Origin of the sequence: Massilia hydrophila (assembly GCF_020208145.1) — a bacterium.
GTDB classification, from domain to species: domain Bacteria; phylum Pseudomonadota; class Gammaproteobacteria; order Burkholderiales; family Burkholderiaceae_D; genus Telluria; species Telluria hydrophila.
This window is the reverse complement of sequence record NZ_JAHYBX010000001.1, coordinates 555,917-581,596: the sequence shown is the minus strand read 5'-3', so window position 1 is coordinate 581,596 and position 25,680 is coordinate 555,917. Positions and strand designations below refer to the sequence as shown.

Annotated in this window: 21 protein-coding genes; 8 read left to right on the top strand and 13 right to left on the bottom strand. The window is 68.3% G+C overall.

The window, feature by feature from the left end; all coding sequences use genetic code 11:
- Positions 1–78 precede the first annotated feature (78 nt).
- The 8 genes from uvrA to LE190_RS02535 all read right to left on the bottom strand — a co-directional run bounded on the left by uvrA (position 79) and on the right by LE190_RS02535 (position 9,396).
- Complete coding sequence (gene uvrA / locus LE190_RS02570; protein ID WP_225237245.1) at positions 79–2,628, bottom strand: excinuclease ABC subunit UvrA; 2,550 nt, start codon at positions 2,626–2,628, stop codon at positions 79–81.
- Positions 2,629–2,736: 108 nt separating this feature from the next.
- Positions 2,737–3,987, bottom strand: coding sequence for a glycosyltransferase (locus tag LE190_RS02565; RefSeq protein ID WP_225237244.1), 1,251 nt, complete (start codon positions 3,985–3,987; stop codon positions 2,737–2,739).
- Positions 3,988–3,997: 10 nt separating this feature from the next.
- Entirely contained in the window at positions 3,998–4,534 is a 537-nt protein-coding gene (locus LE190_RS02560) for a pyridoxamine 5'-phosphate oxidase family protein (protein ID WP_225237243.1), read from the bottom strand.
- A gap of 179 nt (positions 4,535–4,713) precedes the next feature.
- Positions 4,714–5,154 carry a MarR family winged helix-turn-helix transcriptional regulator gene (locus tag LE190_RS02555; protein WP_225237242.1) on the bottom strand — a complete coding sequence of 147 codons (441 nt, stop codon included), beginning with the start codon at positions 5,152–5,154 and terminating at the stop codon, positions 4,714–4,716.
- Positions 5,141–6,016, bottom strand: coding sequence for an alpha/beta hydrolase family protein (locus LE190_RS02550; protein ID WP_225238039.1), 876 nt, complete (start codon positions 6,014–6,016; stop codon positions 5,141–5,143). Before LE190_RS02550 ends, LE190_RS02555 begins: the two co-directional genes overlap by 14 nt.
- 99 nt (positions 6,017–6,115) lie before the next feature.
- Positions 6,116–6,523: a Rossmann-fold NAD(P)-binding domain-containing protein gene (locus LE190_RS02545; protein WP_225237241.1), complete on the bottom strand. Its 408-nt coding sequence runs from the start codon at positions 6,521–6,523 to the stop codon at positions 6,116–6,118.
- A 114-nt stretch (positions 6,524–6,637) separates the two neighbouring features.
- Positions 6,638–7,105, bottom strand: coding sequence for a cyanophycin metabolism-associated DUF1854 family protein (locus LE190_RS02540; protein ID WP_225237240.1), 468 nt, complete (start codon positions 7,103–7,105; stop codon positions 6,638–6,640).
- Between the two features lie 14 nt (positions 7,106–7,119).
- Positions 7,120–9,396 (bottom strand): cyanophycin metabolism-associated ABC transporter, encoded by a 2,277-nt coding sequence (locus LE190_RS02535; protein ID WP_225237239.1) that lies wholly within the window; start codon positions 9,394–9,396, stop codon positions 7,120–7,122.
- 333 nt (positions 9,397–9,729) lie between these two features.
- Between LE190_RS02535 and LE190_RS02530 the strand changes: the two genes are divergently transcribed.
- The 5 genes from LE190_RS02530 (at position 9,730) to LE190_RS02510 (ending at position 19,210) form a co-directional block, all read left to right on the top strand.
- On the top strand, positions 9,730–11,907 hold the full coding sequence (locus tag LE190_RS02530; RefSeq protein WP_225237238.1) for a cyanophycin synthetase: 2,178 nt from the start codon (positions 9,730–9,732) through the stop codon (positions 11,905–11,907).
- 13 nt (positions 11,908–11,920) lie between these two features.
- The gene (gene cphA / locus LE190_RS02525) at positions 11,921–14,491 is read left to right on the top strand and encodes a cyanophycin synthetase (protein WP_225237237.1); all 2,571 of its coding nucleotides are present in this window, start codon (positions 11,921–11,923) and stop codon (positions 14,489–14,491) included.
- A gap of 41 nt (positions 14,492–14,532) precedes the next feature.
- Complete coding sequence (locus tag LE190_RS02520) at positions 14,533–15,360, top strand: MaoC/PaaZ C-terminal domain-containing protein (protein ID WP_225237236.1); 828 nt, start codon at positions 14,533–14,535, stop codon at positions 15,358–15,360.
- A gap of 161 nt (positions 15,361–15,521) precedes the next feature.
- Positions 15,522–18,209 (top strand): DNA mismatch repair protein MutS, encoded by a 2,688-nt coding sequence (gene mutS, locus LE190_RS02515; protein ID WP_225237235.1) that lies wholly within the window; start codon positions 15,522–15,524, stop codon positions 18,207–18,209.
- On the top strand, positions 18,209–19,210 hold the full coding sequence (locus LE190_RS02510; RefSeq protein WP_225237234.1) for a hypothetical protein: 1,002 nt from the start codon (positions 18,209–18,211) through the stop codon (positions 19,208–19,210). The genes mutS and LE190_RS02510 overlap by 1 nt, the downstream gene beginning before the upstream one ends.
- A gap of 56 nt (positions 19,211–19,266) precedes the next feature.
- Here LE190_RS02510 and LE190_RS02505 read toward each other — a convergent pair whose 3' ends face one another.
- Positions 19,267–19,803 (bottom strand): FKBP-type peptidyl-prolyl cis-trans isomerase, encoded by a 537-nt coding sequence (locus LE190_RS02505; protein WP_224942987.1) that lies wholly within the window; start codon positions 19,801–19,803, stop codon positions 19,267–19,269.
- Positions 19,804–19,899: 96 nt separating this feature from the next.
- Here LE190_RS02505 and LE190_RS02500 point away from each other — a divergent pair, with 96 nt between their 5' ends.
- The 3 genes from LE190_RS02500 to LE190_RS02490 all read left to right on the top strand — a co-directional run bounded on the left by LE190_RS02500 (position 19,900) and on the right by LE190_RS02490 (position 22,074).
- Positions 19,900–21,021, top strand: a complete 1,122-nt coding sequence (locus LE190_RS02500; protein WP_225237233.1) for a cupin domain-containing protein — start codon at positions 19,900–19,902, stop codon at positions 21,019–21,021.
- 30 nt (positions 21,022–21,051) lie between these two features.
- Positions 21,052–21,531: a DUF7931 domain-containing protein gene (locus tag LE190_RS02495; RefSeq protein ID WP_225237232.1), complete on the top strand. Its 480-nt coding sequence runs from the start codon at positions 21,052–21,054 to the stop codon at positions 21,529–21,531.
- Positions 21,532–21,801: 270 nt separating this feature from the next.
- Complete coding sequence (locus LE190_RS02490) at positions 21,802–22,074, top strand: hypothetical protein (protein WP_225237231.1); 273 nt, start codon at positions 21,802–21,804, stop codon at positions 22,072–22,074.
- 199 nt (positions 22,075–22,273) lie between these two features.
- Here the strand turns inward: LE190_RS02490 and bamC are convergent, their stop codons facing one another.
- From bamC to LE190_RS02470, 4 genes are all read right to left on the bottom strand, one after another.
- Positions 22,274–23,422: an NlpB/DapX family lipoprotein gene (bamC, locus tag LE190_RS02485; RefSeq protein ID WP_225237230.1), complete on the bottom strand. Its 1,149-nt coding sequence runs from the start codon at positions 23,420–23,422 to the stop codon at positions 22,274–22,276.
- A 40-nt stretch (positions 23,423–23,462) separates the two neighbouring features.
- Positions 23,463–24,344, bottom strand: coding sequence for a 4-hydroxy-tetrahydrodipicolinate synthase (gene dapA / locus LE190_RS02480; RefSeq protein WP_224943045.1), 882 nt, complete (start codon positions 24,342–24,344; stop codon positions 23,463–23,465).
- Between the two features lie 64 nt (positions 24,345–24,408).
- Positions 24,409–24,978, bottom strand: a complete 570-nt coding sequence (locus LE190_RS02475; protein WP_225237229.1) for a class I SAM-dependent methyltransferase — start codon at positions 24,976–24,978, stop codon at positions 24,409–24,411.
- Positions 24,979–24,981: 3 nt separating this feature from the next.
- Entirely contained in the window at positions 24,982–25,638 is a 657-nt protein-coding gene (locus LE190_RS02470) for a site-2 protease family protein (protein ID WP_225237228.1), read from the bottom strand.
- Between the last annotated feature and the right edge of the window lie 42 nt (positions 25,639–25,680).

Here is a 25,680-nt window from a genome sequence, read left to right as displayed (position 1 = left end):
ACCCTGTTTTCCGTCACACAATTGGATGCACATCCAGCATCTCAATTGCATGTTGGAAACAGTATTCCCACGGATGGCCTAGCCGAGCTGACGCGCCAGGTAGGGCGCCGTGCGGCTGGCCTTGCAACGCGCCACCTCCTCCGGCGGCCCTGCACAGACCAGCTTGCCGCCTTCGTCGCCCGCGCCGGGGCCGACGTCGATCACCCAGTCGCATGCCGCCACCACCCGCATGGTGTGCTCGACCAGGATCACGGTGTTGCCGGCGTCGACCAGGCGGTCCAGCTGGAGCACCAGGCGGTCGGCATCGAAGGGATGCAGGCCGGTGGTGGGCTCGTCCAGCACGTACAGGGTATTGCCCTTGCCGCTGCGCTGCAGTTCGGTCGCCAGCTTGATGCGCTGCGCCTCGCCGCCGGACAGTTCGGTGGCCGGTTGCCCCAGGCGCAGGTAGTCCAGCCCCACCTCGCGCAGCACCGCCAGCGCGCGCTCTACCAGCGGCTCGCCCGCGAAGAAGTCGATCGCCTCGCCCACCGTCATGCCCAGCACTTCGGCGATGTTCCTGCCGCGGTAGCGCACCTCCAGCGTCTGCGCGTTGTAGCGCGCCCCCTCGCAGGTCGGACAGGGCGCGTACACGCTGGGCAGGAACAGCAGCTCGACCATGACAAAGCCCTCGCCGGCGCAGTGCTCGCAGCGGCCCTTGGCCACGTTGAAGGAAAAGCGCCCGGCGTCGTAGCGGCGCTTCCTGGCGTCCGGCGTGGCGGCGAACAGCTTGCGCACGCCGTCGAACAGGCCGGTGTAGGTGGCCAGGTTGGAGCGCGGAGTGCGGCCGATCGGCTTCTGGTCGACCCGCACCATGCGCCGGATACCTTCCATGCCGGCCGCGATCCGTCCTTCGAGCGGCAGGGCCGCCTCCTGTTCCAGGCCGGCGTCTTCGCCCTCCGCCTGCGTCTCGGCGCCGCCCTGGCCGAGCGCGGCCCCCACCAGTTCCACCAGCACCTGGCTGACGAGACTCGATTTGCCGGAACCGGACACGCCGGTGACCGCCGTCATCACCCCCAGCGGAAACGCGGCGCTGATGCCGTCCAGGTTATTCCGGCGCACCCCTTCCAGGCGCAGCCAGCCGGCCGGCTGGCGCGGACTGCGCGCTGCCAGCGGTGCCTCGCCGAACAGGTAGCGCCGCGTATGCGATGCCTCGACCGTCTTCAGTCCTTCCGGCGCCCCGCTGTACAGGATCTGCCCGCCCTTCTCGCCCGCCTGCGGGCCGACGTCCACGATCCAGTCGGCCTGGCGGATCACGTCGAGCGCATGTTCGACCACGAACAGCGAGTTGCCGGCCGCCTTCAGCTGGGCCAGCGCGTCAAGCAGGGCTTCGGTATCGGCCGGGTGCAGGCCGGCCGAGGGCTCGTCCAGCACATACACCACGCCGAACAGGTTGGAGCGCACCTGGGTTGCCAGGCGCAGGCGCTGCAGTTCGCCGGGCGACAGCGTCGGCGTGCTGCGGTCCAGCGCCAGGTAGCCCAGGCCCAGGTCGAGCAGCACGCCAAGGCGCGCGCACAGGTCCTGGGCGATGCGCTGGGTGACGATCATCTGTTCCGGGTGCTCTTTTGCGCGCGTCTTGTCCCTGGCCGCCTCGCCCGCCGCATAGGGCTTGAGCAGCTCGGCCAGCCGGGCCAGCGGCATGCGCGACAGCTCCATGATGTCGATGCCGGCAAAGGTCACGGACAGCGATTCCTGGCGCAGGCGCTTGCCGCGGCACAGCGGGCATTCGGTACTGACCATGTAGCGCGCCACCCGCTTCTTCATGGAGGCGCTCTCGGTATTTGCGAACGTCTGCAGCACATAGCGGCGCGCGCCGGTGAAGGTACCCTGGTAGCTGGGGGTTTCCTTGCGCTTGAGCGCCGCCCTGGTTTCCTTCGGACTCAGGCCGGCATAGACCGGGACGGTCGGCGTCTCGTCGGTAAACAGGATCCAGTCGCGGTCCTTTTTCGGCAGCTCGCGCCAGGGGGTATCGACGTCGTAGCCGAGCGTGACCAGGATGTCGCGCAGGTTCTGGCCATGCCAGGCCGGCGGCCAGGCCGCCACCGCGCGCTCGCGAATGGTAAGGGTATCGTCCGGCACCATCGACTGTTCGGTCACCTCGTACACCCGGCCCAGGCCGGAGCACTCTGGACAGGCGCCTTCCGGGGTGTTCGGCGAGAAGGATTCGGCGTACAGCAGCGCCAAGCCGGGCGGATAGTCGCCGGCGCGCGAATACAACATGCGCAGCGAGTTCGACAGGGTGCTGACGCTGCCCACGGAGGAGCGCGCGGTGGGCGAGCCGCGCTGCTGCTGCAGGGCGACCGCCGGCGGCAGGCCGTCGATCGCGTCCACCTCCGGCACCGCCATCTGGTGGAACAGGCGGCGCGCGTAGGGCGAGACCGATTCCAGGTAGCGCCGCTGGGCCTCGGCGTACAGCGTGCCGAAGGCAAGCGAAGACTTGCCGGAGCCGGACACCCCGGTAAACACGACCAGCGCGCCGCGCGGGATGTCGACGTCGACGTTCTTCAGGTTGTGCTCGCGGGCGCCGCGTACGCGGACGTGGCCTTCCCGGCTCTCGCCCGCGGCGGGCGGCGCAGTGGTCTTGTGGCGCATGGATTCCCCGGCATGGTCAGCTCGATGTCCCATTTCAACGCAGGCGCGCGGAACCGTCGGTGCGCTTCCCAACAGTGCGGCCAGTGTGGACAGAGTGGCCGGCTGCGCTCAGGCGGCCAGCGCTTCCAGGCGCCGGCACAGCGGCTCCAGGTCGGCCGGGCCGGCCAGTGCGGACAGCCGGCTGCAGGCCTGCGCCACCGCGGCGTTGTCCAGCAGTGCCGCCAGGCTCTGCTCCAGCCGCGCCGGGGTCAGGCGGGTGGCGCGCAGGCTCGTGCCCACGCCCAGCGCCCGCACCCGCGCGGCATTGTCGAACTGGTCGTGCGCCAGCGGCACCACCAGCTGCGGCGTGCCCGCGCGCAGGGCTTCGGCCAGCGTGCCGATCCCGCCGTGGTGCACCAGCGCCGCCACCTGCGGCAGCAGCAGGCGCAGCGGCACGTAGTCCTGCCACAGCACGGAATCCGGCAGCTCGGCCGGCAACTGCGCGCGGTGCGGCGTCAGCAGGATCGCGCGCCGGCCGAGCCGGGCGCAGGCCTGGAGCGCGCAGCGGAAGTAATGGGCGGCCTGGCGGTTGCCGGTGCCGGGCGTGAACACCAGCGGCGGCGCGCCCGCGGCCAGGAAGGCCGCCAGCTGCGGCGCCAGCGCGGCGTCGGGCGAAGGGTCGTACAGCGGAAAACCGGCGCGCAGCAGCGGCTGCGGCCAGTCCGGCTGGGTCGGTGCGAACCAGTCGGGGAACAGGGTCAGGGACAGGTCGGGCACCGCCATGATATGGCCGAGCAGGTCGCGTACCGGCGCCAGGCCGTGGGCGGCGCGCGCCGCGTTCACGTCCGGCAGCGCCACCGGATTGACCAGCCGCCGGCCCAGGCAGCGCCACAGCCAGCCGCGCACGTCCAGCGGTACCCAGCGCGGCACCGGCCATGGTCCGAGCAGCAGCGGATCGTGCACGGTCGGCAGGTTCGAGGGCGCAAGGTAGGCCGCCGCCACCCGCAGCCCGGGACGCAGCGCGCGGCACAGGTCGGCCTCGGGCAGGGCCAGCGGATGCACCAGCAGCAGTCCGCGCTCATCCGGCGGCAGCGTGCTGGCGAAGGCCGGCAGCTGGGCCATGGCCGGGCGCGTGGCGCGCCAGACCAGCGGCAGGCCGCGGGTCGGATGCCACAGGTCGGGATGGTCGAGCACCGCTTCGTCGGCCGGCAGGCCGTGGAAGCGCAGGCCGGTCGGCTCCACGAAAGGCGCGTGCTGCACGGGGCCGAGCATGCTGACCCGGTGCCCCGCATCCCGCAAGGCCAGCGCCAAGCGCATGAAGGGAAACAGGTCGCCGGCCGAGCCGATGGTGACGACGATGAAGTGGCGTGATCCGCTCATGCGCCACCTGTCAGAAGCTGAGCGTGCCTTCGATCGAATCGTCGAGCGTCTTGCCGAGGACAGCGCCCACCACCACCTTGGCCCCGGCGACGGCATCGCCGTGCTTGTTGTCCCAGTAATAGCCGTGACGCGGAATCACGCGGATGGCGGTAATGCGTGGGTCGTCTTCGCCCTCGGTGAACCAGGTCTTGAGCATGAAATTCCACAGTTCACGGATGCGCCGGCGGTCCGTGACGATCTCGGCGTGGCCGTCGACCTCGAGGAAGCCGGAGTGCGCGCCCTGCTGGAAATACAGCTTCACGCCGGACTGCGCCGCGATCTCCGCGTTCTTGTGGCTGTCGTTAGCGCTGAGGAACCACAGGTGCCCCGCATCGTCCACTTCGCGCACGCTCATCGGCCGCACGCCCCGGTTCGGGCCAAGGCCACCATCGGTGACGAAGAAGCAGCTGTCGGCATCCTTCGCCATTTCCCGAAGGCGCTGCACGGCCTGCGGGCCGCTGAGGTCGAGCCGGTTCTGTTCCGCCTGGTTGCGGTTGATCGAGTCCATCGCATCTCCTGGTAGCCTGTCGGATGGGACGAGTGTACCCGCGGCAAGGTTTGCAGTATGTGAGCACGCGTACACTCCGCGTCACTTCCTCGTACGCGGCCTCCTCCCACAATCCCTGCAATGGCGCCATGCCAGCCCGAGCGGGCGCCGGCCTAGGCGAGCATACGCACGTCCAGGCCTTACTCGTGCATGGCATCGGGCGCCAGCGCCGCCGCCTGCCGCAGCCAGCGCGCGACCGTCTCCAGCTCCTGCGCGCTAAAACCCGCGGCCAAGCGTCCGTTCAATTCCGCCAGCACTTCGCTAGCGCGCAGGCTTGCGCTGGCGCCCTGTCCGGTCATGCGCAGGCGCGTCAGGCGCGCATCGCTGGCGTCGGCCACGCGCTCGACCAGCCCGGCGGCCTGCATGCGCTTGGACAGGTTGGTCACCGCGGCCGGCGCCACGCCCAGCTCGGCGGCGATCTCGCCGATGGCGGCGTCGCCGCGCGCGCGCAGCACGAACAGCAGGCCGGCCTGGGCGGCGCTGACGCCTTCCCACGATTCGGGCCGGGCCTCGATCCAGCGCTGCAGGGCGCGCTGGGCGCGGTTCAGGAGCTGGACGAAGCGTGGCTTAGCAGGCGCCATGCGCCACCTCCTGCTGCCCGCCGGCCTGCCGCGCCTGGACATGCAGCCAGTCGGCCAGCTGCGGCCATAGCGCCGCTTCGCAGCGGCGCCGGAAGAAGCCCATGTGGCCCACCGCCGGCACGCCGGCCGCGCGCGGATCGATGGTGCGGCGCTCCACCTGCGCATTGACCAGGTGCGAGACCAGCATGTCGACCGCGACCGGATTGGCCCAGGGATCGTCGTCGAAGCCCAATACCAGCAGCGGGATCCCGACCCGGGCCATGCGGCGTGCGGCATCGAGCGCCGGGTCGTCGAAGAAGTAGCGCGGCAGCGCGGTCCAGCCGGCCCATTGCAGCATCACGCCACGCGGCAGGTCTTCGCCCAGGCCGATGCGCCGGCCTGGCATGTAGCCGAACAGCGCGCACAGCAGCGGCGCCAGCACGCGCAGCAGGAAGCGCACCCGCAGGCGCTCCGCCAGGCCGCGCACGGTGCTGCTGGCGCCCGCATGGGACGCCACCAGCACGCCAGCCCGCAGGCGCGTGGTCGCGGCTGAAAGACCGATCGCATGGCCGCCCACGCTGTGGCCGACCGCCAGCAGCGGCAGCGCGGGAAAGCGGTGTCCGGCCCAGCGCGTGACCGCCGCCACGTCGCCGTCGATCCAGTCCGTCATGCTGGCGTCGAAGCCGCGCAGACTGGCCGGACGCGAGCGGCCGGTGCCGCGGTAGTCATAGGTGACGACGTTGAAGCCGCGTGCGGCGAGCCAGGCCGCGAAGGACGCGTAATAGTCCTGGGTGACGGCGGTGGCCGGGTGCAGGATGACAGTGGCGGCGGCTCCGGGTACCGTCCAGCAGCTGGCCAGGAGCGGGACCGGGCCGGCCTCGATGCAGATGTGCTTGGGCTGCAACACAGCGATATCCTCATTTCGTTAACGTGTTAACGAATGTAGCAGCAACCAGCCGCCGGCGCAAGCGCATGGCCCGGCTCAGGGAATCAGGCGCGCCGCGCGCAGCTGGGCGAACAGGTCGAAGAAGGACTCCTCGCTCGCCTGGTAGGCGGTGAATCCGAGCTTGCGGCTGCGCGCCATGTCGGTCATGACTTCGATCGGTCGCCCCAGGTCGAGATCGGTATGCCAGGGCGAGGCCAGGCGATCGAGATCGGGCTCCACCAGTCCGTGGCGCGCGGCGATGCCGCGCCACAGCGCATGGTCCTGCGCCATCGCGGCCTCGCGCGGCTGCACGGTGCCGCTGAAGCCCGCCGCCTGGACGCCGGACCGGTCGGCAAGACGGCCCCAGTGCCAGCTCCAGTGGAACAGGTCGCCGTTGACGATGTTGAAGGCTTCGTTGCGCGCGCCGTCCGTGTTCGCGGCCCAGACCAGTTGCCTGGCCAGCATGCGCGCGTCGGTGACGTCGGACAGCCCATTCCACTGGGCCCGGAGCCGGGAAATTCCTCCGAATGAGCGAAAACGGTAGCACGAATGGGCGGCCACGCGCGCTTGAGAGGCCGATTACAGGAAGCGGTCCAGGATCCTGCGGCTATTCTTATCGATGCGGAACATGTCGCGCACCAGGAAGTTGATGCCGTGGTTGTCCGCGACCAACAGCGAGGCCTCGCCGACGCGGCGGATGTCCTCATCCACCTTCAGCACGAACTCGGTATCGCCGCGGTCGGTCTGCACATACCAGGTGCAGGGCGTGGCGAAGCTCGAGACGTCCTTGATACGCAGGATCTCGGGGATGAACTCACGGCCCGCGATCTCTTCCTGCACCAACCGGCGCACGGCGTCGGGCGCCGCGTCCAGGTCGTCGATCCAGGCCACTTCCTTGCCGCCCTCGCGCACCAGCGAGATGCCGCGCGTCGGCGCCTGGATCGGAAAGGCGCGCACCGGAATCACGCCGACATGCTCCTCCCCCCCGGCGGTGGTGAGCACCAGCTTGCCGAACGCATCACGGCGCAGTTGAAAAGTCGTACCCATCAGTCTTCCCGCATTTATTCGTTATCGTCCGGATCCTGGTCCACGTTGCGCGCCTGCGCTTCGTAGAGGCGGTGGTAGGCGCCCTCGCGCGCCATCAGCTCGTCGTGGCTGCCCTCTTCCACCACCACGCCGCGGTCGAGCACCACCAGGCGGTCGGCCCGGTGCAGCGTGGACAGGCGGTGCGCGATGGCGATCGTGGTGCGGCCCTGCACCAGGTTGTCGAGCGCCTTCTGGATTTCCTTTTCCGTTTCCGAATCCACCGAGGACGTCGCTTCGTCGAGGATCAGGATCGGCGGGTCGATCAGCAGTGCGCGCGCGATCGAGATGCGCTGGCGCTCGCCGCCCGACAGGCCCTGGCCGCGCTCTCCCACCATCGAGTCGTAGCCCTGCGGCAGGCGCAGGATGAACTCGTGGGCGTGGGCCGCGCGCGCCGCCGCGATGATTTCTTCGCGGGTGGCGCCCGGCTTACCGTAGGCGATGTTCTCGGCAATCGTGCCGAAGAACAGGAAGGGTTCCTGCAGCACCAGGCCGATGTGGCGGCGGTAGTCCGCCACCGCGAACGAGCGGATGTCGGTGCCGTCGAGCAGGATCGCGCCTTCGGCCACGTCGTAGAAGCGGCAGATCAGGTTGACCAGCGTGCTCTTGCCCGAACCCGAATGGCCGACCAGGCCCACCATCTCGCCCGCCTTGATGTTGAGCGAGATGCCGCGGTTGACCGCGCGGTTGCCGTAGCGGAAACCGACTTCGCGCAGCGCGATGTCGCCGCGTACCTTGTCCACCTTGACCGGGTTGACCGGGTCCGGCACGCTCGAGACGTGGTCGAGGATGTCGAAGATGCGCTTGGCCGCCGAGGCCGATTTTTGCGTCACCGAGACGATGCGGCTCATCGAATCGAGCTTCACGTAGAAGCGGCCGCTGTAGGCGATGAAGGCGGTCAGCGTGCCCACCGTGATCTCGCCGCGCGAGACCTGCCAGATGCCGAAGATCCAGATCACCAGCAGACCCATTTCGGTCAGCAGCGAGACGGTCGGCGAGAACAGCGACCAGACCTTGTTCAACTTGTCGTTGACGGCAAGGTTGTGCCTGTTCGCTTCGCGAAAGCGCGCCGCTTCGCGCTTTTCCTGGGCAAAGGCCTTCACCACCCGGATGCCCGGAATGGTATCGGCCAGCACGTTGGTCACCTCGCCCCACACGCGGTCGATCTTCTCGAAACCGGTGCGCAGCCGGTCGCGCACCACGTGGATCATCCAGGCGATGAAGGGCAGCGGCACCAGGGTCACCAGCGCCAGCCAGGGATTCATGCTGAACAGGATCACGCCCGTCATGATGATCAGGAGGACGTCGGACAGGAAGTCGAGCAGGTGCAGCGACAGGAACACGCTGATCCGGTCGGAACCGCTGCCGATGCGCGACATGAGGTCACCGGTGCGCTTGCCGCCGAAGTATTCCAGCGACAGGCGCAGCAGGTGTTCATAGGTGGTCGAGCGCAGGTCGGCGCTGATGCGCTCGGAGGCCAGCGCCAGCACGTAGGTCTTGCCCCAGCCCAGCGCCCAGGCCAGCAGCGCCGCGCCGAACAGGCCGCCCATGTATAAATAGACGAGCGAGCCGTCGATGGTCTGGCCGTTCTGGTACGGGATCAGGACATTGTCCATCAGCGGCTTGGTCAGATACGGCGGGATCATGTGCGCCCCGGTCGAACCGACCATCAACAGGAAGCCCAGCAGCAGCTGGCCCTTGTAGGGCCGGGCGAAGCGCCACAGGCGCAGCAACGTCCAGGTCGAGGGCGGGGTGTGCAGCACCTTGGCGCACACCGCGCATTCGGCGTCGTCGGCCTCGAGCGGCGCCTTGCAGCTCGGGCAGGCATGGCCTTCCGGCAGGATCACGGGCACGCCCGTCACCGCGCTCTTGAGCTGCTCGCCGAAATGGTCCACCACCCGGATCGCGTTCAGGTTCTGGCCCAGGGTGAAGCGCCAGGCGGCCAGCAGGCCCTCGGTATCGACCAGCTCCAGGTGGCCGACGCCGGCATGGTCGTGGTGGCGCAGCGCCAGGCCGGGACGGTAGGTCCAGTCGCGCCACGTATCCTCGCCGGGGCCACGGGCCAGCAGGCGGCGCTCGGTCACGACCACCAGGCCCTTCCTGAAATGTAATTTCGCATCGAGGTCAACCTCGACGCTGGTCAAAACGTTTTCCCCAGGTGCAAGCTGTTTCGCAACGTCATTTTGCCAGTGTTCAGGCAATACAGCGCTGGCCACCGCCAGGGACGACGGGATAGCAAGTTGTTGAGTTGTCATGTAGTGCGCCCGACATCAGGCATGGGTTCTGGTGGAGTGAGCAGCATGCGGCAAACGCGTGCCAGACAGTGCTACGTCGGCAGCGTTGCACGGGAGTGCCGGAATGTCCGTTTGCGTGAAACGCTCCACAAACAGGCATAACGTTTCTGCGTATCCTTTGGATGACAGGAATATCCCTAACTGGCAGAAAAGGTTTCGGCCCGGTAAGCTGCGGGCCGGCAAGTATACAGGATGTGCGCAACGGACCGGCGGCAAGCTTCCGTCGTGACAGGCAGGCAACCACAGGCAAGATCGGCGGCACGCACAGCGCGCAGCCAGCAAAGGCACTATTTCATGAACAAGAAGAACGACATCCAGTTCCTCCGCGTGACCCACCTGCGCGGCCCGAACATCTGGACCTACCGCCCGGTGATCGAGGCCTGGCTCGACATCGGCGAACTCGAAGACTACCCCTCGAATACCCTGCCCGGCTTCACCGAGCGCCTGGTCGCCTGGCTGCCGGGGTTGGTGGCGCACCACTGCGGCGTCGGCCGCCACGGCGGCTTCATCGAGCGCCTGCAGGACGGCACCTGGGCCGGCCACATCCTGGAACACATCGTCCTCGAGCTGCAGAACCTGGCCGGCATGCAGACCGGCTTCGGCAAGACCCGCTCCACGCGCCAGCGCGGGGTGTACAAGATGGCCTTCCGCACCCGCGACGAGACGGTCGGCCGCGCCGCGCTGGAAGCGGGCCACGCGCTGATGATGGCCGCCATCAACGATACCCCGTTCGACCTGGACGCCGCCGTGCGCGGGCTGGCCGAACTGGTGGACCGCTGGTGCCTGGGCCCGTCCACCGCCCACATCGTCGATGCCGCCACCGAGCGCCGCATCCCCTCGATCCGCCTCACCGAGGGCAATCTGGTGCAGCTCGGCCACGGCGCCGCCCAGCGCCGCATCTGGACCGCCGAGACCGACCGCACCAGCGCCATCGGCGAAGGCATCGCCAGCGACAAGGACCTGACCAAGACCCTGCTCGCCTCCTGCGGCGTGCCGGTGCCGGAAGGCGCGCTGGTGCGCAGCGCCGACGCCGCCTGGGAAGAAGCACAGGACATCGGCCTGCCGGTCGTGCTCAAGCCGGTCGATGGCAACCACGGGCGCGGCGTGACCCTGAACCTGGTGAGCGAGGCGGACGTACGGGCCGCCTACGCGATCGCCGCGCAGGCCGGCGACAGCAGCGCCGTGCTGGTCGAGCGCTTCGTCACCGGCAACGAACACCGCCTGCTGGTAGTGGGCCGCGAAGTGGTGGCCGCCGCCCGCGGCGAATCACTGTGGGTCACGGGCGACGGACAGTCCACCGTGCAGGCCCTGTGCGACAGCCAGATCAACACCGACCCGCGCCGCGGCGAGAACGAGGAACACCCGCTCGGCCGCGTCAATCCGCACGACAGCGAGATCCTGCTCGACCTGCAGCGCCAGGGCATGAGCCCGGACTCCATCCCCCAGGCCGGGCAGAAGGTGCTGATCCAGGTGAACGGCAACGTCGCCGACGACGTCACCGACCTGGTACACCCGGAGGTCGCCCGGGCGGCAGCCCTGGCAGCACGCATCGTCGGCCTGGACGTGGCCGGAATCGACCTGGTCTGCGAGGACATCGGCCGCCCGCTGGAAGAACAGCGCGGCGCGATCATCGAGGTCAATTCCAGCCCGGGCCTGCTGGCCCATATCAAGCCGGCCAGCGGCCAGCCGCGCAAGGTCGGCAAGGCCATCGTCGAACACCTGTTCGCCGATGGCGAGACCGGGCGCATCCCGGTGGTGGGCGTCACCGGCACCCTCGGCACCAGCCTGATCGCGCGCCTGGTGGGCTGCCTGGCGCACATCACCGGCAAGCACGTCGGCGTAGCCAATGGCGAAGGCCTGTACCTGGACGCGCGCCAGGTCAGCAACCGCGATGCGACCGGCTTCGCGGCCGGCCAGCGCCTCCTGATCAACCGCACCGTGCAGACCGCCGTGTTCGAATCGAACGCGCGCTCGATCCTCGCCGAAGGCCTGCCCTACGACCGCTGCCTGGTCGGCGTCGTCACCGACATGGAAGGCCTGCCGGAGCTGGCCGGCTTCCACATCCACGACGATGACGCCATGCGCAACGTAATCCGCAGCCAGGTCGACGTGATCCTGCCCGAAGGCACGGCCGTGCTGAACGCCGCCAACGAGGCGGTGGCGGCGCTGGCCGAACTGTCCGACGGCCGCGTGATCTTCTATGCGCTCGACGAGAACAACGAGGTGCTGGCCAATCACCGCGCCCAGGGCGAGCGCGCGGTGTTCGTGCGCGACGGGCGCATCGTGCTGGCCGAAGGCTTCGATAGCGAGGAAGCGCTGCTGGAACTGGCGAAGATCCCGCCGGCCACGGTGAAGCATCCGGACAGCGTGCTGGCCGCCGTGGCGGCGGCATGGGCGCTGGGCGTGCCGGCGGACCTGATCTGCGGCGGCCTGCGCGCCTTCGATGCCACCCCGAAGAAGACGACTCATTAAGGATTGAAGATTCATGGAAGTATCTCGCGTACGGGCCCTGCGCGGCCCCAACCTCTGGAGCCACCATACCTCGGTGGAAGCGATCGTCGCCTGCACGCCTGACGAAGAGTCGATCGGGCAGCTGGCCGGCTTCGAGACGCGCCTGCGCGCGCGCTTCCCGCAAGTGGGCGAACTGCAGCCCTACGGCCATGAAGACACCGTCTCGCTGGCCCAGGTGCTCGAACGCGTGGCGCTGGCCCTGCAGGCCGAAGCCGGCTGCCCGGTCACCTTCAGCCGCACCACCGCCACCGTCGAACGCGGCATCTACCAGGTGGTGGTCGAATACAGCGAGGAAGACGTCGGCCGCCTGGCGCTTGAACTGGCCCAGGAACTGGTACAGGCCGCGCGGGTGGACGGCGTCTTCGACCTGGCCGGCGCCCTGGCGCGCCTGCGCGAACTGGACGAAGACGTGCGCCTCGGCCCCTCCACCGGCGCCATCGTGCAGGCAGCTAGCGCACGCAACATCCCGTTCCGCCGGCTGACCGAAGGCAGCCTGGTGCAGTTCGGCTGGGGCAGCCGCCAGCGCCGCATCCAGGCCGCCGAGATCGACGCCACCGGCGCGATCGCCGAGACCATCGCCCAGGACAAGGAACTGACCAAGAAGCTGCTGGACGCCGCCGGCGTTCCAGTGCCGATGGGACGCAGCGTGAGCGACCCCGAAGACGCCTGGGCCGCCGCGCTGGAAATCGGCCTGCCGGTGGTGATCAAGCCGAAGGACGGCAACCAGGGCAAGGGCGTGACGGTGAACGTCACCACGAAGGAACAGCTGAGCGCGGGCTTCCACGCCGCCTCGGAATTCCGCGACGACATCCTGGTCGAACGCTACCTGCCGGGCCACGACTACCGGGTGCTGGTCATCGGCGACCGGCTGGTGGCCGCCGCGCGGCGCGACCCGCCGCAGGTGACGGGCGACGGCGTGCTGACGGTGCGCGAACTGGTGGAGCAGGTCAACCGCGACCCGCGCCGCGGCGACGGCCATGCCACCTCGCTCACCAAGATCCGCTTCGACGACATCGCCCTGGCCACCCTGGCCAAGCATGGCCTGCATGCCGACTCGGTGCCGGCCAACGGCCAGCGCGTGGTGCTGCGCAATAACGCCAACCTGTCCACCGGCGGCAGCGCCACCGACGTCACCGACGACGTCCACCCGGAAGTGGCGGCGCGCTGCATCGCCGCCGCCCACATGGTGGGCCTGGACATCTGCGGCGTCGACCTGGTGTGCGACAGCGTGCTCAAACCCATCGAGGACCAGAACGGCGGCATCGTCGAGGTCAACGCCGCGCCCGGCCTGCGCATGCACCTGGCGCCTTCGTTCGGCAAGCCGCGGCCGATCGGCGAAGCCATCGTCGACACCCTGTTCGCCAGCGGCGACGACGGCCGCATCCCGGTGGTGGCCGTCACCGGCACCAACGGCAAGACCACCACCGTGCGCCTGATCGCGCACCTGTTGACGGCCTCTGGCCTGCGCACCGGCATGACCAATACCGACGGCGTCTACATCGAGGGCCGCCGCATCGACAGCGGCGACTGCTCGGGCCCGCGCAGCGCGCGCAACGTGCTGCTGCACCCGGACGTGGACGCGGCCGTGTTCGAGACCGCGCGCGGCGGCCTGCTGCGCGAAGGCCTGGCCTTCGACCGCTGCCAGGTGGCGGTGGTGACCAACATCGGCGCCGGCGACCACCTCGGCCTGAACTACATCACCACGCTGGAAGACCTGGCCGTGCTCAAGCGCGTGATCGTGCAGAACGTGGCCGAGGGCGGGATGGCCGTGCTGAACGCGGCCGATCCGGCGGTGGCGGCGATGGCCGACGTCACCCGCGGCGACGTCACCTTCTTCGCGCCCGATGCCGGCCACCCGCTGATGGCGATGCACCGCGCCCAGGGCCGGCGCGTGGTGTTCGTCGAGGATGGCGCGCTGGTCGCCGCCCAGGGCCGTTTCGAGGAACGTGTGGCGCTGTCGGAAGTGCCGATCACGCGCGGCGGCACGGTCGGCTTCCAGGTCGAGAACGTGATGGCTTCTGTGGCCGCGGCCTGGGCCGTGGGCACCGCCTGGGACAAGATCCGCCTCGGGCTGAAGACCTTCGTCGGCGAGAGCGACAACGCGCCCGGCCGCTTCAATGTGTTCGACTACCGCGGCGCCACCGTGATCGCCGACTACGGCCACAACCCGGATGCGATCGCCGCGCTGGTCAATGCCGTCGAGGGCATGCCGGGCAAGCGCCGCTCGGTGGTGATCAGCGGCGCCGGCGACCGCCGCGACCAGGACATCACCCAGCAGACCGAAATCCTCGGCAAGGCCTTCGATGAGGTGCTGCTGTACCAGGACCAGTGCCAGCGCGGCCGTGCCGACGGTGAAGTCGTGGCGCTGCTGCGCCGTGGCCTGCAGGGCGCCACCCGCACCAGCCACGTGGAGGAGATCAACGGCGAATTCGTCGCGATCGACCGCGCGCTGGCGCGCCTGGATGCCGGCGACCTGTGCCTGATCCTGATCGACCAGGTGGACGAGGCGCTGGCCCACATCAAGCAGCGCGTGGCCGAGGGCTGATGCCGGCGGTGTCTCCTCCCCTTGCGCCGGCGCTGCCGGCCATGGGACTGTCCCTGCTGCTGCGGGCGCTCTTCAAGCGTGCGCGCCCCGCCCCGCCTTCTTCCGTGCCGGAACTCGTGACCGAGTACCGGCTCGAACGCCTGCCGCTGGCGGACATCGCGCGCTACCGCAGCGCCTTCGGCTTCGCCGACGGACCGGTTCCGCTGACCTGGTGGTACCTGTGTGCGCAGCGCGCGCACCTGGCGACCATGCTCGACCGGCGCTTCCCCTTCCGTATCGCGGGCCTGGTCCACATGGAAAACGTCCTCGAAGAGCACGGCGCCGTGCCCCCCGGGCAGCCGCTGCTGCTGCGCACCGTGCTGCGCCTGCCGCCGCCCTCGGCCGGCGGCGCCCTGCGCTGCGTGCTGGAGACCATCGGCAGCGCGGATGGCGCGCCGGTATTCACCTGCAGCAGCACGTATCTGATCCGGCGCGGCCAGCGCAGCCAGGGCGGCAGGGCCCGGGAGCCCGAGGCCGCCGTCCTGGCTGCGCTGGCCGGCGCCCCGCTGGCGCAGTGGACGCTGGACCCGGCGGCCGGCCGCCGCTACGCGCGCCTGTCCGGCGACTGGAATCCGATCCACCTCTACGGCTGGAGCGCGCGCCTGTTGGGCATGCGCGCGCCGATCATCCACGGCATGCACACGCTGGCAGCGGGCTGCGCCGCCCTGGAAAACACGTACGGCCGCCATGCAGTGCGTATCGCCTGCCGCTTCCGCGCCCCGGTCGCGCTGGGAACCAGCGTGGCCCTGTACGCCAGCGCGGACGGCGCCACCTTCGTCGTCCACGGCGGCGATCAACCGGCAGTCAGCGGGACCTGCACCCTGGCTTGACGAAGACGCCGCTGCCGCTTGGCGGGCTGCCTGCGGCATTGCAACAGCGGGACAGTGGATTGTCCGTTTTGCAGCGCTGCCCGATCCGATCGCGGTAGAATGGCAAGCCCTGGCCCGCACTTGTTTCCGCACCTGCGCCTGCCGTACCGAATCACGAAGACATGAACGCTCCCAACGAAATCAACGCCGCCGCCCTCAAGACCAGTCCGGCGGAAAAAGTCACCCCGATGATGCAGCAATACCTGCGCATCAAGGCCGATTACCCGAGCATGCTGGTGTTCTACCGCATGGGCGATTTCTACGAGCTGTTCCACGACGATGCGGAAAAGGCGGCGCGCCTGCTGGGCATCACCCTGACGGCGCGCGGCACCTCGAACGGCCAGCCGATCAAGATGTGCGGCGTGCCCTTCCATTCGCTGGACGGCTACCTGGCCAAGCTGGTGAAGATCGGCGAGTCCTGCGCCATCTGCGAGCAGATCGGCGACCCGGCGCTGTCCAAGGGGCCGGTCGAGCGCAAGGTGGTGCGCGTGGTCACCCCGGGCACCCTGACCGACAGCGACCTGCTGCCGGAAAAAGCCGAGCGCCCGCTGCTGGCCCTGTGCATGCTGTCGCAGCGCAAGACGGTTACCGTGGGCCTGGCCTGGCTGTCGCTGGCCAGCGGCGTGCTGCGCCTGATGGAGTTCTCCGGCGACGCGCGCGCCGCCGAAGCGCGCCTCGCGCACGAACTCGAACGCATCGCGCCGGCCGAGATCCTGCGCGCCGATTGCGATGCCGACCTGTTCGCATCCGAGCCGGTGGCGCATACCAACCGCGTGCCGGAATGGCATTTCGACGTGCTCAAGGGCCACCATGCCTTGCTCGAGCAACTGGGCGTGGCCACCCTCACCGGCTTCGGCGCGGACGGCCTGGGCGCCGCATTCGGAGCCGCCGGCGCGCTGCTGCGCTATGCCCAGTCGACCCAGGGGCGCGGCCTGCAGCACGTGAAGAGCCTGGCCTGCGAAACCGAGAACGAATACATCGGCCTGGACGCGGCGACCCGCCGCAACCTTGAACTGACCGAGACCATCCGCGGCCAGGAAGCGCCGACCCTGTTCTCGCTGCTGGACGGCTGCCGCACCGCGATGGGTTCGCGCCTGCTGCGCCACTGGCTGCACCATGCGCGCCGCAACCAGGCCCTGGCCCGTTCGCGCCACCAGGCCATCGCCGCGCTGGCGCGCCAGGATGCGACCCAGGCCCTGTCGGCGATCCTGTCGAACGTGCCCGACATCGAACGCATCACCACCCGCATCGCCTTGCTGTCGGCGCGGCCGCGCGACCTGTCCTGCCTGCGCGACGGCCTGGCGCAGCTGCCGGCGCTGCGCGAAGGCGTGGCGCGCTGCTTCGCCGCCGGCGATACCTCGCTGCTGGGCGAGATCCATGCGCTCTTGTCGCCGCCCGAGGCCTGCCTCGATCTGCTCGGCCGCGCCCTCATGGAAGAGCCGAGCGTGATGGTGCGCGACGGCGGCGTGTTCGCGCGCGGCTTCGACGCCGAACTCGACGAACTGCGCGCGCTGTCCGAGAACGCCGGCCAGTTCCTGGTCGACCTGGAAACGCGCGAGCGCGCCCGCACCGGCATCGCCAACCTGCGCGTCGAGTACAACCGCGTGCACGGCTTCTACATCGAAGTCACCAACGGCCAGGCCGACAAGGTGCCCGACGACTACCGCCGCCGCCAGACCCTGAAGAACTGCGAGCGCTACATCACGCCGGAACTGAAAGCGTTCGAAGACAAGGCGCTGTCGGCCCAGGACCGCGCCCTCGCGCGCGAGAAGATGCTGTACGACGCCCTGCTGGGCGACCTCGCGCCCTTCATCGGCTGCCTGCAGTCGATCGCCGGCGGCCTGGCCCAGCTCGATACGCTGGTGGCGCTCACCAGTCACGCGGTACGCAACAACTGGTGCGCGCCGCAGCTCGTCGACGAACCCTGCCTGAACATCGTCGAAGGCCGCCACCCGGTGGTGGAAAACCAGATCGAGCGTTTCATCGCCAACGACTGCCGCCTCGCCGACGAGCGCCGCATGCTCCTGATTACCGGCCCGAACATGGGCGGTAAATCGACCTTCATGCGCCAGGTGGCATTGATCACCCTGCTGGCCTACGTGGGCAGCTATGTGCCGGCTGCCGAAGCGCGCATCGGTCCGATCGACCGCATCTATACCCGCATCGGCGCCAGCGACGACCTGGCCAACGGCCGCTCGACCTTCATGGTCGAGATGACCGAGTCGGCCGCCATCCTGAACGGTGCCACCGAGCACTCGCTGGTGCTGATGGACGAAGTAGGCCGCGGCACCTCTACTTTTGATGGCCTGGCGCTGGCCTGGGCCATCGCGCGCCACCTGATCGAGTCCAGCCGCAGCTTCACCCTGTTCGCCACCCACTATTTCGAGCTGACCCAGCTGCCGGAAGCCCATCCGAGCGCGGCCAACGTGCACCTGTCGGCGGTCGAGCACAAGGACAGCATCGTGTTCCTGCACGCGGTGCAGGATGGCCCGGCATCGCAGAGCTACGGCCTGCAGGTGGCCCAGCTGGCCGGCGTGCCGCCCGCGGTGATCCGCGCCGCGCGCAAGCACCTGGCCCGGCTCGAGTCGCAGGCGCTGGACAGCACGCCCCAGCTCGACCTGTTCGCCGCGCCGTGCGCCGAGGATGCGGACGCGCCGGCCGGACCTGCCGCTGCCGACGACGGCGCTGGCGATGGCGATGGGAATGAGGAAAGCGCATTGAAGCACGCACTGGATGCGATCGATCCGGACGCCCTCAGTCCACGCGAAGCGCTCGAACGGCTCTACGAGCTCAAGCGCCTCGTCGCCTGATGCGGGCGCGCCGTCCGCTCCTGCTTGCCGCCTTGCTCGCCGCGTGCATGGTGGCGGCGCCGGCCTGCGCGCGCGACAAGAAAAAGAAAGCGGCGCCAGCCGATCCGGATGCCCACCGCTTCGCCGTGGTGGGCCGGCGCGCGGCCGAGGGCGGCGAAGCGGCGCTCAAGGCCGTGCTGGACGACACCAGGGACGACGACCTGGCCTTCCTGGTCGTCACCGGCATCAAGGGGGCGCAGGAAGCCTGCGGCGACCGCGTGTACCAGAAGCGGCGCGCCCTGTTCGACAAGGCCAGGCGGCCCGTGATCCTGTCCCTGAGCGGGGACGACTGGACCGGCTGCCGCAACTCGGCCGGGCGCACGAATGCCATCGAGCGCCTGAACCGGCTGCGCGAGCTGTTCTACAGCGAGCCGGAAGCGCTCGGCAGGAGCAAGCTGCCCTTGACGCGCCTGTCGAGCAGCCCGCGTTTTCGCAGCTACGCCGAGAACGCCCACTGGCAGGTCGGCAAGGTGCTGTACGCCACCATCAACCTGCCGGCGGCGAACAACCACTACCTGCCGGCGGCCGGGCGCAACAGCGAGTACGAAGACCGCGCCGTCGCCAACCGCTTCTGGCTGAACCGCCTGTTCGCGATCGCCAAGCAGGACAAGGTGGACGCCGTGGTCCTGTTCGCGGAAGGGAACATGCAGCCGCTGCTGCAGCCGGCCAACGGCCTGCGCGCCCTGCTGCAGCGGGCGCCCACGGGACACGACGGCTTCGCCGACACGCGCCGCCAGGTACAGCTGCGCGCCGCCGGCTTCCAGGGGCGGGTGCTGGTGATCGACAGCGGCAAGCTGCCGCCCGATGCGCAGCCGGCCATCAGCTGGCACGGCAACCTGGGACACCTGTCGGTGGGGACCGAGGCCATCGAACTGCGCGTGGCCCGCAAGGGCGACAACGTGTTCAGCCTCGGCGCGACGCTGCGCGAGCCGGGTGCCTCGGGTCAGGCGGACCGGCAATAAAAAAGCGTGCACGCCCTGGCCGGCACGTGCACGCCTTTATCGGTATCCGCCGCGTTTCAGTTCAGCGGCTGGCTGCGGAAGTGGTCGCCCGCTTCGCTGTCGTCCATCTCTTCGTGATGGTGGCCGTGCGCGCCGTGCACGTGGCCGTGGGCGATCTCCTCGGCCGTCGCTTCGCGCACGTCGATCACCGACAGCTCGAAGCGCAGCGCCATGCCGGCCAGTGGATGGTTGCCGTCCAGGACCACCTTGTCGTCCGCGATGTCGGTGACGGTGAAGATGGTCGGCTCGTCGTCCGCGCCATCGGCCACGCCTTCGAACTGCATGCCGACTTCGAGCGGCTCCGGCAGGCGCTTGCGGTCCTCGACCTTGACCAGCTCCGGATCGTAGTCGCCGAAGGCGTCTTCCGGCTCGACCTGGATCGTCGACGCGTAGCCGGTTTCCTTGCCGTCGAGTTCCTCTTCGATCTTCGGCAGGGTGTTTTCATAGCCGCCATGCAGGTACACCATCGGCTGGGCGCCCTCCTCGATCAGGTTGTTCTGGGCGTCCGACAGCTTGTAGTTGACCGACACGACCGTATTCTTGGCAATCTTCATCGCAGATCCTTTCAATGTAAGCTGCGGATTATACCCTTCGCTGGCGGCTGGCAGCTTCCCGGTAGTTCGGCCCGGCCGGGCTGGTTATAATGGCGCATGAATAAATTACCGCTTCTCGGGAATATTACTCCCGCCCAGTTCCTGCGCGATTACTGGCACAAGAAACCGCTGCTCATCCGCCAGGCCATCCCCGGCTTCAAGCCCCTGCTCAGCGTGGCGAAACTGGCCGAACTGGCGCGCCAGAACTACGTCGAATCGCGCCTGGTCACCCTGCGCGACGGCCAGTGGGACATGCAGCACGGCCCGCTCACCGAACTGCCGGCGCGCGGCGAGCGCGAATGGACCATGCTGGTGCAGGGCGTGAACCTGTACGACGAACGCGCCGACGAACTGCTGCGCCAGTTCCGCTTCGTGCCGGACGCGCGCCTGGACGACCTGATGATCAGCGTGGCCGGCGATGGCGGCGGCGTCGGTCCCCATTTCGACTCCTACGACGTGTTCCTGTTGCAGGCGCAGGGCCGGCGGCGCTGGAAGATCAGCGCCCAGCAGGATTTGAGTTTGATCGAGGGCCTGCCGCTCAAGATCCTGGCCAACTTCGAGGCGGAACAGGAATTCGTGCTGGAGCCGGGCGACATGCTCTACCTGCCGCCGCACTATGCGCACGACGGCGTGGCCGAAGGCGAATGCATGACCTATTCGATCGGCTTCCGTTCGCCTTCCTACCAGGAACTGGGAGAAGCCTTCCTGCAGTTCATGGCCGACTCGATCGACCTGCCGGGCCGCTATGCCGACCCGGCGCTCCAGGTGCAGAAGAACCCGGCCGAGATCCCGCGCGAGATGCTGTCCACCATTGCCGAGGAACTCAACAAGGTGCGCTGGGACGAACAGGACGTCGCCATCTTCCTGGGCGAATACCTGTCCGAGCCGAAACACAATGTGTTCTTTACCGGTCCGGCCAAGCCGCTGACCGTGGGACGCTTCATGGAGACCGCGGCCAGGAAGGGCCTGCGCCTGTCGAGCAAGACGCTGATGCTCTACCGCGGCAAGAACGTCTTCATCAATGGCGAATCCTTTGCCGTCGGCCGCGCCGACAAGGCCGTGCTCGATGTGCTGGCCAACGAGCGCCGCATCGGCGCAGAGCTGCTGGAAAGCGCCACCGACGACGTGCTCGAGGCGCTGTACACCTGGTACCAGGACGGCTGGGTCGAACTCGGCTGAACATTCCGGCTGACAGCGAAGGAGCAGACCATGGGGGCGCCAGCCATCACGCATTTCGACAGCCGGGCCGGGTTCGAGGCGCAGTGGCGCGCCTGCCTGGCTGCGGCGCGCGAGCGGATCGATCTGTTCGATCCGGACTTCGCCGTGTTCCCGCTGGGCGCGAGCGAGGTCGATGCGGCGCTCAGGACCTACTTGAAAGGCGGCGGCAGCCTGCGCCTGGCCATGCACAGTCCGGCCCACATCGAGCGCCATTATCCGCGCTTCCTGCGCCTGCTGCGCGACTACAGCCATGCCGTCGCCTGCCGCGCCACACCCAGGACGCTGCACGGCCTGACCGATTCCTTCTGTATCGTCGATGGCCGGCACGTGCTGCGCCGCTTTCACAGCGGCTACATGCGGGGCGAGGCCGCATTCGATGCGCCGGAAGCGGTCGATCTGCCGGGCCATCGCTTCGAGGCGATCTGGGCAGAGTCGCAGGCCGCCTTACAGCCGGGCACTACCGGGCTATAGGACCTGAAAAACCACTGCTGGAGGACGGGTTCCCCCTGCGGTTGCAACTTGTAACAAACTAAAGTTTGTTAAGTCGCAAAATACTTTCAATGCAGCACGGGTTCGCTATTGCGATTCAGTAAATTTGGCTATAATATCAGGTCAGGAAGGTTCCGTTGCCTATCTGGCAGTATTGCTTTTATTGAAAGCACGAAAATTCCTCTGAGCAATAATTACCGGTAATTATTATTCAAACAAGCAGTACTTACTTTTGAAATATTAAGGAAAATCATGAAAAAATCCCTGCTGATCGTTTCCCTGATGGCTGTTGCTCTGGCTGCTTGCAGCAAGAAAGAAGACGCTGCTACCACCGCTCCGGCCGCCGTCGAAGCACCGGCTGCTACCACCGACGCTGCTGCTACCCCGGCCGCTACCGACGCAACCGTCGCTGCTCCGGCTGACGCTGCTGCTGCCGCTTCGGCTGCCGCTTCGACCGCTGCTGACGCTGCTGCTGCCGCTTCGGACGCTGCTTCGCAAGCTGCTGACGCTGCTGCAACCAAGTAATCAGCACGGTCTGATGAAAGAACCGGCCTGCGGGCCGGTTTTTTTTCGTCCCTACCGGATGGTGACGCGTGAACCGCGGGAGGAGAGTTGCCTGCGGCGAGGAAGTTGACGGCGTGGGCGGAAGACCGGCCTATCCTACGAAAGACAACAGCCAATAAAAAACCGGCCAATGGCCGGTTTTTTCGCAGGCAGCGCCGGATTACTTCAACTCGTCCGTCAGCAGCTTGAGGATCTTGGCGCCGGTCTCGCCGGTGTCGGTCTTGCCGTCGTTGGTCTGCACGCTCACTTGGCTGGTCGATGCGCCCTGCTCGGCCTTGACGATCACGCGGTAGCGCTGCGCTTCCTTGGCCTTTTCCTCGGAACTGCCAAAGCTCAGCAGGCGCTTGAAGAAACCATCCTTGTTGGCTGCATCCGGATCGACGTAGCGCACGAAGTACACGCCCTGCACGCGGTCGCGGTCCTCGACGGTGAAGCCGACGCGGTCGAGCGCCAGGCCGACACGGCGCCAGGCGCGGTCGTAGCCCTCTTCCAGCTGCACGGCATTGCCGACCAGCTTGGCCTGCGGCGCCGCCACCGGGGCTTGCGCGACCATGGTCTCGGCGCCCTTGGTTTCCTTGACGCCGGTCAGCTGCGCCACCAGGCGCGCGAGGAACTGCGATTCCAGGCCCGGGTCGTTCGGACGCACGGTCCAGACCGTGGTGTCTTTCTGCGCGCCCTGCAGCACTTCCTCGGCGCCACGGTGGCTGATCCAGACTTCGGTCGAGCCATCCGGCAGGCGCTCCAGGCGGGTACGGAACTTGTCGCGCTCGCCGGTGGAGTAGGCGCTGTCGAACACCCGGCCGATCGAGCGGCGGATGAAGTCCTGCGGGATCTTCGAGCGGTTCTCGACCCAGTTGGTCTCCATGGTGCCGGTGGTGACCGATTCGGTCTCGATGGCGAAGCCCTGGTTCTCCCAGAACTGGCGCAGTTGCGGCCACAGCTGCTCGGGGGTCTGCTTGACCACCAGCCAGCGCTGGTCGCCATTGCGCTGCACGCTCACCGCTTCGGTCGAGAGCGGGCCGATCGCCTGCATCGAGCCGGCCACCGGCGCCACGCCGGCCTGGCCGCCGAGCTGCTGCTGGAAGCCGGAAGCGGTGGCCACGCCCTTGCCGTCCGGGATGGCATAGCGGTTGTCGCGCTGCAGCGCGGTCAGGTCCGGCGGGACTTCCAGGTTGGCCGCCTTCTTGGCGCCGCGGTAGTCGACCTTGTCCGATTCGAAGATGGTGGTGCAGGCCGAGAGGCTCAGCGCGATCACGCTCAGCGTCAGCACGCGCGCGGCGGCAGGGGTCTTGTTGGTGCGGTTAGTCATGGCTTTCGATATCAGGTACTGGGAACCGGAACCCGGAGGTTCAGGCAGAGAGAAGGCCCGCCTGGGCCAGTGCGCCACGTACGGTATCGTGGAACGAGGAAGACAGCGGCGCCAGCGGCAGGCGCAGGCCGGACGGGATCTTGCCCATCTCGGCCAGCGCCCACTTCACGGGCACCGGGTTCGGCTCGACGAACAGCCTGGCATGCAGGTCGAGCACGCGGTTGTTGATCTCGACCGCGCGCGCGATGTCGCCCGCCATGGCGGCGGCGCACAGTTCGTGCATCGCGCGCGGGGCAACGTTGGCGGTCACCGAGATATTGCCGGCGGCGCCGCAGAACATCAGGGCCATCGCGGTCGGGTCGTCGCCGGAATACACGGCGAAGGACTTGTCCACCATGCGCAGCAGCTCGATGCCGCGGCCGACGTTGCCGGTGGCGTCCTTGATGCCGACGATGTTGTCGATCGGCGCCAGGCGCGCGACGGTCTCGTTGCTCATGTCGGCGACGGTGCGGCCCGGCACGTTGTACAGGATCACCGGCAGGTCGACCGCTTCCGCGATCGCCTTGAAGTGGCGGTACATGCCTTCCTGGGTCGGGCGGTTGTAGTACGGGACCACCTGCAGCGAGGCGTCGGCGCCGACTTCCTTCGCATGCCGGGTCAGCGCGATGGCTTCCACGGTGGAATTGCCGCCCGCGCCGGCGATGACGGGAATGCGGCCGGCGGTATGTTCGACCGCGATCCGGATCAGTTCGGCGTGCTCGTCGGGCGAGACAGTGGCCGATTCGCCGGTGGTGCCGACGATCACGATGCCGTCGGTGCCTTCCGCGATGTGCCAGTCGATCAGCTTGCGCAGGGAGTCGCGGTCAAGACTGCCGTCCTCGAACATCGGGGTGACGATTGCTACGATGCTGCCCTTAATCATATGCGTTGACGGTGCCGGAAAGTAAATAAAAGTCTGATTGTAGCGGATCGCCCGCCGCAATGGTTCATTCTGCGCGAGATTCGTGGTCGAGCCTGGCTTCGGCTTTGGCGAAAGCCGGCCCGGCCGCGCACAGGCGCTGCACCTGGGCCGGATGGGGCCGCTCGACGTGGCCGTCCTCGTAGGCCAGCACCTGCAGCCCGCCCGCCCCCGCCAGCGCCAGCAGCTCGCCGGGCGCCAGCAGGAAGTCCGGATTCGACGGCTTGCCGAAGGCCTCGTTCCCCTGCGCGAAGGTTTCGTAAATGAGCAATCCGTCCGGACGCAGGCTGGCGGCCAGCTGCGCAAACAGCGGACGGTGCAGGTAATTGGTGACGACCACCAGCGCGAAGCGTCCCGGCGCGAAGGGCCAGGTGGCATCGGCGGCTTCGAGGTCGTGCTGCAGGGTCGTGACCTGGGGTCCGGCCAGCGGTGCCAGCAGCTCCGGATTGCGGTCCAGCGCCGTGACCTGCATGCCGCGCGCGGCCAGCAGGCGCGTGTGGCGCCCGCTGCCACAGGCCAGGTCGAGCGCCTCGCCGGGAAGGGCCAGGGGCGCGAAGCGCGCAACCCAGGGCGAAACCGGCGGCGTGCGCGTGTCCATGGCTCAGCCCAGCAAGAGGGTCAGCGGCGAAGCGATCAGCTGCAGCAGCATGCGTCCCAGGCCCATCACCGGCATCACCCAGAACGCCAGCAGGTTAAAGAAGATCAGCCCCAGCACGATGAAGAAACCATAGGGCTCGATGCGCGCGAACTTGTAGGCCAGGGTGTTCGGCAGCAGGCTGGTGAGCACGCGGCCGCCGTCGAGCGGCGGGATCGGCAGCAGGTTGAAGGCGAACATCAAGAGGTTGGCGATCAGGCCGGCCTGGGCCACCTTGTGCGGGAAGGCCTCGTCGACGCCGAAGGCGACCAGCAGCACCGCCAGCACCAGCCACAGGAAGGCCATGATGAAATTGGCGGCCGGACCGGCCAGGGCCACCCAGGCCATGTCGCGCTTCGGGTTGCGCAGGCGGGCGAAGTCGACCGGCACCGGCTTGGCGTAGCCGAACACGAAGCCGGTGGTGAGGTAGAGCGCGATCGGAATGACGATGGTGCCGAAGACGTCGATGTGCACCAGCGGATTCAGGGTCATGCGCCCGGCGGCATAGGCCGTGTTGTCGCCGAAATAGCGGGCGACATAGGCATGGGCGGCTTCGTGCAGGGTGATCGCAAAAAGAACGGGGAGCGCGTAGACGGCGATGTTGCGTATGAGTTCAGGATCCATTGCGCGATTCTATCAGGTCCGCCGCGCCCGGCAGTTAGGAAA

Excerpts from the sequence above, each read along its gene's own strand:
- uvrA (WP_225237245.1), bottom strand. The coding sequence starts at position 2,628 with ATGCGCCACAAGACCACTGCGCCGCCCGCCGCGGGCGAGAGCCGGGAA.
- LE190_RS02565 (WP_225237244.1), bottom strand. The coding sequence starts at position 3,987 with ATGAGCGGATCACGCCACTTCATCGTCGTCACCATCGGCTCGGCCGGC.
- LE190_RS02560 (WP_225237243.1), bottom strand. The coding sequence starts at position 4,534 with ATGGACTCGATCAACCGCAACCAGGCGGAACAGAACCGGCTCGACCTC.
- LE190_RS02555 (WP_225237242.1), bottom strand. The coding sequence starts at position 5,154 with ATGGCGCCTGCTAAGCCACGCTTCGTCCAGCTCCTGAACCGCGCCCAG.
- LE190_RS02545 (WP_225237241.1), bottom strand. The coding sequence starts at position 6,523 with ATGCTGGCCAGGCAACTGGTCTGGGCCGCGAACACGGACGGCGCGCGC.
- LE190_RS02540 (WP_225237240.1), bottom strand. The coding sequence starts at position 7,105 with ATGGGTACGACTTTTCAACTGCGCCGTGATGCGTTCGGCAAGCTGGTG.
- LE190_RS02535 (WP_225237239.1), bottom strand. The coding sequence starts at position 9,396 with ATGACAACTCAACAACTTGCTATCCCGTCGTCCCTGGCGGTGGCCAGC.
- LE190_RS02530 (WP_225237238.1), top strand. The coding sequence starts at position 9,730 with ATGAACAAGAAGAACGACATCCAGTTCCTCCGCGTGACCCACCTGCGC.
- cphA (WP_225237237.1), top strand. The coding sequence starts at position 11,921 with ATGGAAGTATCTCGCGTACGGGCCCTGCGCGGCCCCAACCTCTGGAGC.
- LE190_RS02520 (WP_225237236.1), top strand. The coding sequence starts at position 14,533 with ATGGGACTGTCCCTGCTGCTGCGGGCGCTCTTCAAGCGTGCGCGCCCC.
- mutS (WP_225237235.1), top strand. The coding sequence starts at position 15,522 with ATGAACGCTCCCAACGAAATCAACGCCGCCGCCCTCAAGACCAGTCCG.
- LE190_RS02510 (WP_225237234.1), top strand. The coding sequence starts at position 18,209 with ATGCGGGCGCGCCGTCCGCTCCTGCTTGCCGCCTTGCTCGCCGCGTGC.
- LE190_RS02505 (WP_224942987.1), bottom strand. The coding sequence starts at position 19,803 with ATGAAGATTGCCAAGAATACGGTCGTGTCGGTCAACTACAAGCTGTCG.
- LE190_RS02500 (WP_225237233.1), top strand. The coding sequence starts at position 19,900 with ATGAATAAATTACCGCTTCTCGGGAATATTACTCCCGCCCAGTTCCTG.
- LE190_RS02495 (WP_225237232.1), top strand. The coding sequence starts at position 21,052 with ATGGGGGCGCCAGCCATCACGCATTTCGACAGCCGGGCCGGGTTCGAG.
- LE190_RS02490 (WP_225237231.1), top strand. The coding sequence starts at position 21,802 with ATGAAAAAATCCCTGCTGATCGTTTCCCTGATGGCTGTTGCTCTGGCT.
- bamC (WP_225237230.1), bottom strand. The coding sequence starts at position 23,422 with ATGACTAACCGCACCAACAAGACCCCTGCCGCCGCGCGCGTGCTGACG.
- dapA (WP_224943045.1), bottom strand. The coding sequence starts at position 24,344 with ATGATTAAGGGCAGCATCGTAGCAATCGTCACCCCGATGTTCGAGGAC.
- LE190_RS02475 (WP_225237229.1), bottom strand. The coding sequence starts at position 24,978 with ATGGACACGCGCACGCCGCCGGTTTCGCCCTGGGTTGCGCGCTTCGCG.
- LE190_RS02470 (WP_225237228.1), bottom strand. The coding sequence starts at position 25,638 with ATGGATCCTGAACTCATACGCAACATCGCCGTCTACGCGCTCCCCGTT.